The sequence below is a fragment of the Polaromonas sp. P1_F4 genome (genome assembly GCF_056405675.1).
On record NZ_JBFUBP010000006.1, the window covers coordinates 76992 to 89032 of the forward strand.

Below are 12041 nucleotides of genomic sequence, written 5' to 3' on the forward strand. Positions count from 1 at the left end.
TGTCTGCCGTACGGCGTCACCGAAAAGGCCCTGTCCACTGTCAGGGATGGATTTTTTCACCCCGCTTGAGCATGTCGGCGAACTTCACCAGCCGGCGCTCGCGTGTTTCGCTCTTCTTGGCGGTTTGCAGCCTGAACAAAATCGCGAAGCGGTTGCGCGAATCCAGTGACTCGAAGAATGCCTTGGCCTTGGCGCTTTTTGCGAGCAATGCCACCAGATCATCCGGTACCGTCATCTTGCTCTGCGCGTCATAAGCCGCGTCCCAGCGGCCATCGGATTTGGCGCGTTCAACTTCGGCCAGGCCCGCCGGCTGCATGTCGCCGGATTCAATCAGTGCCAGGGCCTTGGCGCAGTTGACCTTGGACCAGGTGCTGCGTGCGCGGCGCGGGGTGAACTTTTGCAAAAAATACTGCGCGTCCATGGAATTCCTCTGGCCGTCTATCCAGCCGTGGCAGAGTGCAGCTTCCAGTGCTTCGGCGTGGGTGATGGAGGCGATTCCCGAATCCTTCTTCGCGATCTGCAGCCAGACGCCGGCGCTGTCGGTGTGGTGTTTGGCCAGCCACTTCGTGAAGGCCTGGGTGTCTTTGCAGCGCACGGTGGCAAGCGGGGCGGCGGGAGTCCTGGCAGGCGTTTTGGAAGCGGGTTTGGTGGAGGTGGGCATGACGCATTTTGCGTGACGCGCGGGGTTCAGGGCAAGCCATGGGGGCGATTGATGGAGGGTACGCGCTATTAATTCAGGAGCTGCTTGCGCTCGTATTTAAAGGGCTTCGGCCACCTTTTGCATAAAAAAACCACCCGGAGGTGGTTTTTCGGAGTCGCGGCTGGCTTCACTGCGTGATGTAGTCAGACACCACTTTCCAGCGCGCATCCTGCAACATCGACAGGCGCGACTGGTTGTTGCCCAGGCGCTTTTGCGGGCCAAACTTGCCTTCGGAGCTGCCGAAGATGTCGGCCGGGATCACCATGGTGTCCATGGCCTTGATGAAACTGTCGGTCGTCAGGTTGGCGCCGGCTTTTTGCGACGCACGGATAAAGCTGTCGACCACCGTATAGCCGTAGACCGAGAACACCGTCGGGTCTTCATTGAAGGCGGTCTTGTACTTGTTGGCCCAGAAGCGGATGGGCTGCGAGGCTTCGTCCAGGTAAGGGTTTTGCACCGTCATGGTGGCGTAGAGGCCGTCCATGGCCTTGCCGCCCAGCTTGTGGATCAGGTCGGTGTAGGCCGCGCTGGAGCCCAGGAAGACCGGGTTATAGCCCAGCTTGCGAGCGGTGCCGATGCCGCCAATGGTTTCGCGGATGATGGTGCCCAGCACCACCAGGTCGCACTCAGAAGCCTTGAGCTTGGCGATCTGCGACGAGAAATCGGTTGCGCCGCGCTTGAAAGAGGTCTTCTCGACCATGGTCATGCCGATGGTCTTGAGACCGTCATCGGCGCCGCGCTGCACTTCGAGGCCAAACTCGTCGTCCTGGTACATCGAGCAGACCTTTTTGGCGTTCTTTTCTTTCACCAGCTTGGGCACGGCCGACTTCATCTGGTCGTAGTAAGTAGCGGCGAAAGAGTATTTGAGCTTGTGGAAAGGCTCATACATCTCGCGTGCGGCCGTCACCGGGAAGAAGTTGATGACATTTTTTTCGAACTGTACCGGCATGGCGGCCAGGTTTTGCGCCGTGCCCAGGTGGCCGACCATAGCGAAGATCTTGTCCTGGTTGACCAGTTTTTGCGCCGCCAGCACCGCCTTCTTCGGGTCGTAGCCCGAGTCTTCAACGATCAGCTTGACCTTGCGGCCGTTGATGCCACCCTGTTCATTCAGTTCGTTGACGCGCAGCGTCATGCCGTTGCGGATCTGCTTGCCGAAGCCCGCGAGCGGCCCCGACAGGTCCTGGATGGAACCCAGAGTGATTTCGGTTTTGCTGACGCCCTGGCTTTGCGCCTGGGCGAGGGGCAGGAAGGCTGCACAGGCCAGCGCGGAAAGAACGGCGGTTGACTTCAGTTTCATGGTTTTGTCTCCTGTAAAGGTTTTTGGCTCTTGTTGACTAGTACATGGCCTCTATTTGCGGGGCGTATTTTTTTTCTACGAGTTTGCGCTTGAGCTTCATGGTCGGCGTGAGTTCTTCGTCCTCCGCCGTGAGCTGCGTGTCGAGCAGGAAGAATTTCTTGATCTGCTCGACCCGCGCAAACTTCTTGTTGACCCGGTCGATCTCCGACTGAATCAATTCTTGCACTTCAGTGGCCCGCGTCAAGCTGGCGTAATTACTGAAGGGTATGTCCGCATCCTGGGCGAATTTCTCGACGTTTTCCTGGTCAATCATGATGATGACCGTGAGGTAGGCGCGCTTGTCGCCGATGACCACCGCGTCGGTGACGTAAGGCGAGAACTTGAGTTCGTTTTCCAGCTCGCTGGGCGTCACGTTCTTGCCGCCGGCGGTGATGATGATGTCCTTCATCCGGTCGGTGATCCGGAAAAATCCCTGCTCGTCCATCACGCCCACGTCGCCGGTGTGCAGCCAGCCTTCGGCGTCCAGCGTTTCGGCGGTTTTCCCGGGCTGGTTCAGGTAGCCCATGAAGACATTGGTGCCGCGCACCAGGATTTCTCCGGTGGCCGGGTCCAGCCGCATCTCGTTGTAGCCGGCGGCCGGGCCGATGGAGCCGGGTTTCATGCAACTGGCCGGCACGCCGCTGGCCGCGCCGCAGGTCTCCGTCATGCCCCAGACCTCGAGCATGGGAACGCCCAGCGCCATGTACCACTTCACCAGGTCGGGCGAGATGGGCGCGGCACCGGTGACGCAAAACCGCGCCTTGTGAATGCCGATGAGCTTGCGTGTGTTGTTGAGCGCCAGCCAGCGCGCCAGCGTGAACCGGGCCTTGAGCGATGCGCTGACCGGCTGACCGGCCAGCACGGTGTCGGTAATGCGCATGCCCACGCCGATGCTCCAGGCATAGGCGGCCTGCTGCAGCCAGCTGGCTTCCTTCAACGCGATCATCACGCCGGAGTAAAACTTTTCCCACACACGCGGTACGGCGGTAAACACCGTGGGTGCGATCTCCCGCACGTTCTCGGGAATGGTTTCGGGGTTTTCGACAAAGTTGAGTTTGGCGCCCGCATACATCGCAAAATATTCGCCGCCCGTGCGCTCGGCGATGTGGCACAGCGGCAAAAAGCACATGCGCTCGTCGTCTTCGTTTTGCGCCACCAGCGTGTTGTAGCCGCGCGCGGTAAACACCAGACCCCGCTGGCTGTGCATCGCACCCTTGGGCTTGCCGGTGGTGCCAGAGGTGTAGACCAGGATGGCCAGGTCTTCGGGTTTGCAGGCGGCGGCGCTGTTCTTCACGGCATCGGGGTGGTCGGCCAGGTAGTCGCGGCCCAGCGCGCGAAGTTCGGCCAGGCCCATCACGCCGGCGTCATCCAGGTCGCGCAGGCCTTCGGTGTCAAACACAATGATCTTGCGCAGCAGGGGCAATTGCGGTCGCACTTCCAGCGCCTTGTCGAGCTGCTCGTCGTCTTCGACAAACAGCATGGTGGTGCGGGAGTCTTCACAAAGGTAGTGCGCCTGCGATGCGGCGTCGGTCGGGTAGATGCCGCTGCAAACCCCGCCACTACTCAACACAGCCAGGTCGGCCAGCACCCATTCGATCACGGTATTGGAGAGGATGGAGGCGCACTCGCCGCGCGCAAAACCCAGGGCGAGCAGGCCGGCGGCGACTTCGCGCACGGCGTCGCCGGTTTGTGTCCACGTCCAGCTGCGCCAGATGCCGAGCTTTTTCTGCCGCATCCAGGTCTTGTTGGCGCGCTGCTCCACTGCATTCCAGAACACGGCGGGAATGGTTTCGCCGGGCATGACGATGGCATGCTCGGGCTGAATGTGAGAGAGATCCCAAAGATTGCTCATTCAAAACTCCATTGCGCGATTCCACCGAGCCAAGACGAGGATGCCGCGGAGCTGGCTCCGCCAGGCCGCAAGCATCGCCCCCCAGTGGGGGGAGTGGCCGAAGGCCGCACAGGGGGCGTCCAACGATACGGCTTAGCCGGGCCGCCAGCATCGCCCCCCAGTGGGGGGAGGAGGCCGAAGGCCGATTCAGGGGGCGTCTTTTTCATCTCCAGGTTTTTTTCTTTTTCCAGCGCCGCTCGCCGCGCACACCGTCTTCCTTCATGCCCAGGTAGAACTCCTTGATATCGTCCTTCTCCCGCAGGCGGGCGCAGGTGTCTTCCATGACGATGCGGCCGTTTTCCAGCACATAGCCGTAGTCCGAAGCGTTGAGCGCCATGTTGGCGTTCTGCTCGACCAGCAGGATGGTGGTGCCGCGCTCGCGGTTGATGCGCACCACGATCTCGAAAATTTCCTTGGTGAGCTTGGGTGAAAGCCCCAGGCTGGGTTCGTCGAGCAGGATGAGGTCGGGCGAAGCCATGAGTGCGCGCGAGATCGCCAGCATCTGCTGCTGCCCGCCCGACAGCAGCCCGGCATCCTGCAGGGCCCGCTCTTTCAGGATGGGGAAGTAGCCGTACACCGACTCCATGTCGAGCGCCACGCCGTCGCGGTCCTTGCGGGTGTAGGCTCCCATCAATAGGTTGTCGCGCACGCTCAGCAAAGGAAATACCTCGCGTCCCTCGGGCACATGCGACAGGCCTTGCTGCACGATATGAGCCGGGTCCTGCGCCGTGATGTCCTCGCCCTTGAAGTCGATGGAGCCCTTGCGCGGATCGAGAATGCCCGAGATGGTCTTGAGGATGGTGGATTTGCCCGCGCCGTTGGAGCCCAGCACCGTGGCGATTTCGCTGCGGCGCACCTGCAGGCTGATGCCGCGTATGGCCTTGATCGGGCCGTACGAACTCTCGACGTTGAGGAGCTTCAGGACGGGTTGGTCACTCACCGGTGGGGGAACCGCGCTCATGCCGTTCTCCTTAAAGACGTGACCTCATCCACCGAGCCAAGATAAGCCTCAATCACACCGGGATCGTTCTGCACTTCGCGCGGCGTGCCCATGGCCAGGACTTCGCCCTGGTTCATGGCAAGAACCCGGTCAGACACGCGTGAGACCAGCGACATATCGTGCTCGACCATCAGTACCGTGATGCCCAGCTCATGCTGGATGTCCTGGATCCAGAAGGCCATGTCGCCGGTTTCCTCCACATTGAGGCCGGAAGAGGGTTCGTCAAGCAGCAGCAACTGCGGCTCGGTGCACAGCGCCCGCGCCAGCTCGACCACCTTGCGTACACCGTAGGGCAGGCCTGCGACCATCGAATCGCGGTGATGTTGCAGGTCGAGGAAGTCAATGACCTGCTCGGCTTTTTCGCGTGCCAGAAGTTCGGCCTCGCGCGCCTTGGCGGTGAAGAAAAGGTCGTGCAGCAAACCTGTCTGCCGGTGCGTGTGCCGGCCAATCAGCAGGTTGTGCAACACCGTGGCGTGTTCAAACAGCTCGATGTTCTGGAAGGTGCGCGCAATGCCCAGTGAGGCAATCTTGTGGGGCGGCTGGTAGGTGAGTTTTTCGCCGCGGTATTCAATCTCACCGGTGGTGGGCGTGTAGATGCGGCTGATCAGATTGAATACCGTGGTCTTGCCCGCGCCGTTGGGGCCGATGAGTGTGAAGACCTCGCCCTGCTTGACATCAAAGCTCACGTTGTTGACCGCCAGCACGCCGCCGAAGCGAACGCTGAGGTTTTTGGCGGAAAGGAGGGTCGTGCTCATTTCAGGCGATCTGACTTCTGGAATGATTTCTGCCGTTTAAAGAGCCCTTTTCTGTAGAAAGGAAAGAGCTGCAAATAGGTGCGAATCTTCAGCCAGCGGCCATACAGCCCCATCGGCTCAAACAACACAAAGGCAATCAGCACGATGCCGTAGACCGCTGCCTGCAGGCCCGGCGCCTGGCCTATAGTGGCGGGCAAATAGTCTTTGGTGAGGCCAATGATCTGCGGCATGGAGATCAGAAAGATGGCGCCCAGGAAAGCGCCGTGCACCGAACCCACGCCGCCGATCACGATCATCAAGAGCAGGTCGATGGACTGCAGGATGTTGAACTGGTCGGGCGAGATGAACTGCAGCTTGTGCGCATAGAGCGCGCCGGCCACACCGGCAAGCGCGGCAGACAGCGCAAACGAAAGTGTCTTGTAACGCGCCAGGTGGATGCCCATGCTCTGCGCGGAAATCTCTGAATCGCGAATCGCCACAAAAGCGCGGCCCGTGGGTGAGCGCAACAGGTTGAGGATGCCCAGCGTGGCCGCCACGGTGATGATGAGGCAGAGGAAATAAAACGACTCACCGCTGGCCAGCTTCCAGCCGAACATGTCGGGCATCTTGATGTGGATGCCTGCATTGCCGCCGGTGACGCTTTCCCAGCGTGCAAACACCTCTTCAACAATGAAGCCGAAGGACAGCGTGGCCATGCCGAGGTAAATGCCCTTCACGCGCAGGGCGGGCAGGCCCACGACCAGGCCCACGGCGGCTGATAGCCCGGCGGCGCACAACAAGGCGATGGGAAAGGGCAGGCCGGCGTTGGTCATCACCGCCTGCGTGTAAGCGCCGACGCCCAGAAAGGCCGCATGCCCCAAAGAGAAGAGGCCGGTAAAGCCTGCCAGCAGCATCAGGCCCAGCCCGGCGATGGAATAAATCATCACGAAGGTGAGCTGCGCCAGCCAGTACTCGGGAAACAGCCAGGGCGCGGCGAGCAGCAGCAACATCAGCGCGCCGTACCAGAACACATGGCCGGCATGTTTGGCGAGTTTGATGTCCTGGCCGTAGTCAGTTTTAAAGATAAAACGCATGGGCAGTCAAACTTTCTTGCGCAGCTTTTCGCCGAACAGGCCGCTGGGCTTGACCATCAGCATGATGAGCACCACCACATAGGCGGCGATGTCCTTGAAGCCGTCGGGCAAATAAAAACCCGAGAACGATTCGACCAGGCCGATGACAAGGCCGCCCACAATTGCGCCTGGCAGGCTGCCGAAACCGCCTACCACCGCAGCCGGGAAAGCCTTGAGCCCGATAAAACCCATGTTGGCATGCACAAAGGTGATGGGCGCGAGCAAGAGCCCGGCAATCGCCGCGACGGCCGAGGCCAGCGCCCACACGAGGCCATTAAGGCGTTTCACGGGGATGCCCATGTAGTACGCAGCCAGCTGGTTTTGCGACGACGCCTGCATGGCGATGCCCAGCTTGCTGTACTTGAACATCGCAAACAGGACGAGGCACAGCGCTGCGGTGGTGACGATGATGGCAACCTGCTCGACATTGATGACCAGCGCGCCCAGGCTCCAAATCTGGTCTTTGTAGGGCACGGGCAGCACATAGGTTTCGGTGCCTATGCCGGGGATCATGGTGATAAGGCCGCGCGCCGTGTAGCCGACGCCGATGGTGAGCATCACGATGGAAAACGCGGGCTGGCCGAGGATGGGGCGTATCACGAGGCGCTCCAGCACCATGCCGAAGAGCGCCATGCCGGCAATCGCGCTGATCACTGCCAGCCAGAAGGGAAAGCCCAGCAAGGTCATGCAGGCCAGGCCGCCGAAAGCGCCCAGCATCATCAGCTCACCCTGCGCAAAGCTGACCGTTTCGGTGGCTTTGTAGATGAGTACGAAGCCCAGCGCGATCAACCCATAAATACAACCTTGGGCAATACCGCTGATGAGCAGCTGCAAGAATTGCACGTCGCGGTCTCCCTTTAGTGAGACTTGGTTATAGCTCTCGCCTATTGCTCTGTCGCTAGGGGTTGTTCCGAATACGTGTCGCCTTGGCGATCAAGCGTAATCCCTAGATGGAACGAAATGTTCGAATCGGCGCTGGCCTGGGCTTCTACGGCGACGCGTGGGAGCCTGTGGCCGCGAGCATCGAGCGCGGCGGTGTGCACTACATCGCAAGTGACCATCTGGCTGAGCTGACGCTGGCCATCCTGCAAAAGGACCGGCAGCGCGACCCTGCACTGGGCTATGCACGCGATGTGGTCCCCATGCTGATGAAGCTGTGGCCGCTGATGCAGACGCGCGGCGTGAAGTTCATCTGCAACGCGGGCGGGCTCAATCCCGCCGGCGCTGGTGCTGCCTTGCGCGCTGCGTTTTCAGCCAGGGGCTGGAAGGCGCGCATCGCGGTGGTCACGGGTGATGAAGTACTGCCGCAACTGGGGGCGATTGCACCGCCGCACATGTTCAACGGCCAGGGCTTTGAGTCCGTGCGCGAGCGCATGGTGTTTGCCAATGCCTATCTGGGCGCGCGGCCCATCGTGTCGGCGTTGCAGCAAGGCGCCGATATTGTGGTGACAGGGCGCGTCGCCGATGCGGCGCTGTTCCTGGCGCCGCTGGTGCATGAATTCAACTGGAAGCTGGAGGACGCAGAGGCGCAGGTAGATCTTGACCGGCTGGCGCAAGGGCTGGCGGTGGGGCACTTGCTCGAATGTTCGGGCCAGGGCAGCGGCGGCAACTTTGGCAGCCAGCAGGCGTGGAAGGCCATTCCCGATCTCGCCCATATCGGCTACCCGATCGCCGAAGTGAGTGAAGACGGCAGCGCGCTCATCACCAAGGCGCCGGGCACCGGCGGCCGCATCAACTTCGATACGGTGCGCCAGCAACTGCTGTATGAAGTGCACGACCCGGGGCACTATGCCTCGCCCGATGTGGTGATGGATTTATCGGCGGTGCGGCTCGAAGACCTGGGCGACGATGCCGTGCGCATGACGGGCGTGCGCGGCCACGCGCGGCCCGCGCAGCTCAAGGTGGTGGGCGGGTTTCGCGACGGCTACAAGGCCGAGGTCACCTGGGGCTTTAGCTGGCCTGATGCGCATGACAAGGCGCTTGCGGCGGTAGAGATGGTGAAGGCGCAACTGGCCGACAAGCGCATGGCACATGACGAACTCTTTGTCGAATTCCCGGGGCTCAACTCGGCACATGGCCCACTGGCGCCACTGCCTGCGCCTGCAGTGCTGGCGGAGCTCAACGAAGTCTGGGTCCGTATGGCGATCAGGACGCAGGACAAAGCGGTGGCCGAAGGTTTTGGCCGGCTCTTTCCGTGGATGGCCTTGAGCGGGCCGGCCTATACCTGCGGCTTTCACGGCCTGAACAACAGCAGTGAGTTGTTGGGCATCTGGCCTGCGCTGATTGACCGGCAAACGGTTGAGGCGGCGGTGCGTGTGGAGGTGTTGCAGTCATGAGGGTGCAATTGGTGAAGCTCGCGCATGCGCGCAGCGGCGACAAGGCCGACTGGGTGGACTTTGGCCTCTTTGCCTGGAACGAAGCGGGTTACCGGATCATGGAGCGCGAGGTGACGGCCGAACGCGTGCAGGCGCACTTTGCGCCCTGGCTGCCGGGCGCGGTGCAATGCTGGCGCTTGCCCAATATCCTGGCCCTCAAGCTGGTATTGCAGGGCGCGCTGCAAGGCGGTGGCGCGCGCAACCTGCGCATGGACAACCTGGGCAAGGCCATGGCAGCAGCGCTGCTGCGCATGGAGATCGAAGTCAGCGAGGCAGAGCTGGAAGAAGCCCAGGCTGCCCCTCGTGCGGGCTGGTGGGGTGCCTGACGGGGATTGCGTAAAAATTTAAGCAAAAAAAGCCTGTACGCCTTTTGTATCGGGCGCAAGCAGCTATCAAATAAATAGCATCCGGGTGGCGGGTGAAGGTGCCTGGCACCCGGGCGTCAGGCCTTGGGAATCTTGCGGGGCTTGCCGAAATCGTCAATGGCCACGTAAGTCAGGCTGGCTTCCGTGACCTTGATGTAGCGGCCCTGGGCGCGGAAGCGCTCGGCGTAGACCTCAACCTGGACCGTGATGGACGTGGTGCCGATACGGGTCACGCAGGAGAAAAACGACAGGATGTCGCCGACCCGCACGGGCTGCTTGAAGATGAACTGGTTGACGGCCACAGTCGCCATGCGCCCGTCCACGTGGCGGGCCGGTACCACCGAGCCGGCCAGGTCGACTTGCGCCATGACCCAGCCGCCGAAGATGTCGCCGTTGGCATTGCAGTCGGCCGGCATGGGAATGACCTTGAGCACCAGCTCCTTGTCGGTGGGCAACTGGACGTTCAGGGCATCCTCGGCGTGAATGTCCGTATGGGTGCTTGATTCGGTAGACATAGGCACAATCTGAAAAAGTTATTACAACAACCTACACGATTGTCCCTCATGCGCTCCCGAGCTTCCGCTGTTGATTCTTCCCTGGCTGTGCCTGCCGCCGCGTCAGCGCCGGGCGCCGGCAAGGCGCTCGCGTTCCAGCGCTCGGACCTTGGCACCCTCAAACGCCTTTTCCCCTACCTGTGGGATTACAAATGGCGCGTGCTGGCGGCCCTGAGCTTCATGGTGGGCGCCAAGATGGCCAACGTGGGCGTGCCGCTCTTGCTGAAGAACCTGGTCGACGCCATGAACTTCAAGCCGGGCGACACACAGGCCGTGCTGGTGGTGCCGGTGGCGCTGCTGCTGGCCTACGGCCTGCTGCGCCTGTCGACGACGCTTTTTACCGAACTGCGCGAATTGGTGTTTGCCAAAGCCACCGAAGGCGCGGCGCGGCGGATTTCGCTGGAAGTGTTCAGGCATCTGCATGCGCTCAGCCTGCGTTTTCACCTGGAGCGGCAGACCGGCGGCATGACGCGCGACATCGAGCGCGGAACGCGCGGCGTGCATTCGTTGATCTCGTACTCGCTCTACAGCATCATCCCGACGCTGATTGAAGTAACACTGGTGCTGACGCTGCTGGCCGTCAAGTTCGACGTCTGGTTTGCCGGCATCACGGGCATCGCGCTGGTGTTCTACATCTTCTTCACTGTCACGGTGACCGAGTGGCGCACACAGTTTCGCAAGGCCATGAATGAGCTCGACTCGTCGGCCCACAGCCGCGCCATCGACTCGCTGCTGAACTACGAGACCGTCAAGTACTTCAACAACGAAGAGTTTGAAGCCGCACGCTACGACGAAAACCTGCAGCGTTACCGGCGTGCCGCCATCAAGAGCCAGAACACGCTGAGCCTGCTCAACACCGGGCAGCAGCTCATCATCGCCTTCGGGCTGGTGGCCATGCTCTGGCGCGCGACCCAGGGCGTGGTGGACGGTCGCATGACGCTGGGCGACCTGGTGATGGTCAATGCCTTCATGATCCAGCTCTACATTCCGCTCGGTTTCCTGGGTGTGATTTACCGCGAGATCAAGCAAAGCCTGACCGACCTGGACAAGATGTTTGTGCTGATGGAGCGCGAGCGTGAAATCGCCGATGTGGCGGGTGCCCAGCCTATCGTCATCAAAGGCACGCCGGCGGTGCGTTTTGAGAATGTGAACTTCGCTTACGACCCGGCACGGCCCATCCTGCACAACGTGAGTTTTGAGATCCCGCCGGGCAAGACCGTCGCGGTGGTGGGCTCTTCGGGCGCCGGCAAGTCCACGCTGGCGCGCCTGCTCTACCGCTTTTACGATGTCCAGCAGGGCCACATCACCATTGCCGGCCAGGACATCAAGCAGGTCACACAGTCCAGCGTGCGCCAGTCCATCGGCATCGTGCCGCAGGACACCGTGCTGTTCAACGACACGGTGGAATACAACATCGCCTACGGCAAGCCGGGCGCCAGCCATGCCGAGGTCGAGGAAGCGGCGCGTGCGGCCCGCATCCACGGTTTTATTGCCTCGACGCCGCTGGGCTACCAGACCATGGTGGGCGAGCGCGGCCTGAAGCTGTCGGGCGGCGAAAAACAGCGCGTGGCCATTGCCCGCACACTGCTGAAAAACCCGCCGGTGGTGATTTTTGACGAAGCCACTTCGGCGCTGGATTCTGCCAATGAGCGCGCCATCCAGGCCGAGCTGCGCACCGCCGCGCAAAACAAGACCACGCTGGTGATCGCGCACCGGTTGTCCACGGTGGTCGATGCGCATGAAATTCTGGTGATGGACGCCGGGCGGATTGTGGAGCGCGGCACGCATGCACAGTTGCTGGCCATGGAGGGCGCTTATGCACGCATGTGGGCGCTGCAGCAGAGTTCGGCAGAGGCTTGATTTAAGTGAAATATCGGTTTTGGCCATAACTGACGAGCGCAAGCAGCTATAAAATTAATAGCGCTCTGGCGCGGGCCGTGTGAGCCGGAATTT

The 12041-nt window shown here is 61.4% G+C and carries 11 protein-coding genes; 3 read left to right on the forward strand and 8 right to left on the reverse strand.

The genetic code is table 11. The features are described 5' to 3' along the window. Positions 1–40: 40 nt before the first annotated feature. The 7 genes from AC1DYQ_RS13600 to AC1DYQ_RS13630 form a co-directional block, all read right to left on the reverse strand. Entirely contained in the window at positions 41–661 is a 621-nt protein-coding gene (locus AC1DYQ_RS13600) for a YdeI/OmpD-associated family protein (protein ID WP_477687224.1), read from the reverse strand. Positions 662–827: 166 nt separating this feature from the next. Beyond that, positions 828–1997 carry an ABC transporter substrate-binding protein gene (locus AC1DYQ_RS13605; RefSeq protein ID WP_477687225.1) on the reverse strand — a complete coding sequence of 390 codons (1170 nt, stop codon included), beginning with the start codon at positions 1995–1997 and terminating at the stop codon, positions 828–830. A gap of 37 nt (positions 1998–2034) precedes the next feature. After that, a complete protein-coding gene (locus tag AC1DYQ_RS13610) occupies positions 2035–3888 on the reverse strand; it encodes an AMP-dependent synthetase/ligase (RefSeq protein WP_477687226.1) in 1854 nt (617 codons plus the stop codon). 202 nt (positions 3889–4090) lie between these two features. After that, complete coding sequence (locus tag AC1DYQ_RS13615) at positions 4091–4888, reverse strand: ABC transporter ATP-binding protein (protein WP_477687227.1); 798 nt, start codon at positions 4886–4888, stop codon at positions 4091–4093. Next, complete coding sequence (locus AC1DYQ_RS13620; protein ID WP_477687228.1) at positions 4885–5682, reverse strand: ABC transporter ATP-binding protein; 798 nt, start codon at positions 5680–5682, stop codon at positions 4885–4887. The genes AC1DYQ_RS13615 and AC1DYQ_RS13620 overlap by 4 nt, the downstream gene beginning before the upstream one ends. After that, positions 5679–6755 (reverse strand): branched-chain amino acid ABC transporter permease, encoded by a 1077-nt coding sequence (locus AC1DYQ_RS13625; protein WP_477687229.1) that lies wholly within the window; start codon positions 6753–6755, stop codon positions 5679–5681. Before AC1DYQ_RS13625 ends, AC1DYQ_RS13620 begins: the two co-directional genes overlap by 4 nt. A 6-nt stretch (positions 6756–6761) precedes the next feature. Next, entirely contained in the window at positions 6762–7637 is an 876-nt protein-coding gene (locus tag AC1DYQ_RS13630) for a branched-chain amino acid ABC transporter permease (RefSeq protein ID WP_457281134.1), read from the reverse strand. 107 nt (positions 7638–7744) lie between these two features. Here AC1DYQ_RS13630 and AC1DYQ_RS13635 point away from each other — a divergent pair, with 107 nt between their 5' ends. Both AC1DYQ_RS13635 and AC1DYQ_RS13640 read left to right on the forward strand, forming a co-directional pair. Next, a complete protein-coding gene (locus AC1DYQ_RS13635; RefSeq protein WP_477687230.1) occupies positions 7745–9130 on the forward strand; it encodes an acyclic terpene utilization AtuA family protein in 1386 nt (461 codons plus the stop codon). Continuing rightward, the gene (locus AC1DYQ_RS13640) at positions 9127–9495 is read left to right on the forward strand and encodes an AtuA-related protein (protein WP_477666614.1); all 369 of its coding nucleotides are present in this window, start codon (positions 9127–9129) and stop codon (positions 9493–9495) included. Before AC1DYQ_RS13635 ends, AC1DYQ_RS13640 begins: the two co-directional genes overlap by 4 nt. 116 nt (positions 9496–9611) lie before the next feature. On the opposite strand, the gene AC1DYQ_RS13645 is transcribed toward AC1DYQ_RS13640, so the two are convergent. Further along, complete coding sequence (locus tag AC1DYQ_RS13645; protein ID WP_457281131.1) at positions 9612–10049, reverse strand: acyl-CoA thioesterase; 438 nt, start codon at positions 10047–10049, stop codon at positions 9612–9614. A gap of 48 nt (positions 10050–10097) precedes the next feature. Between AC1DYQ_RS13645 and AC1DYQ_RS13650 the strand changes: the two genes are divergently transcribed. Continuing rightward, positions 10098–11948 carry an ABCB family ABC transporter ATP-binding protein/permease gene (locus AC1DYQ_RS13650; protein WP_477687231.1) on the forward strand — a complete coding sequence of 617 codons (1851 nt, stop codon included), beginning with the start codon at positions 10098–10100 and terminating at the stop codon, positions 11946–11948. Positions 11949–12041 lie beyond the last annotated feature (93 nt).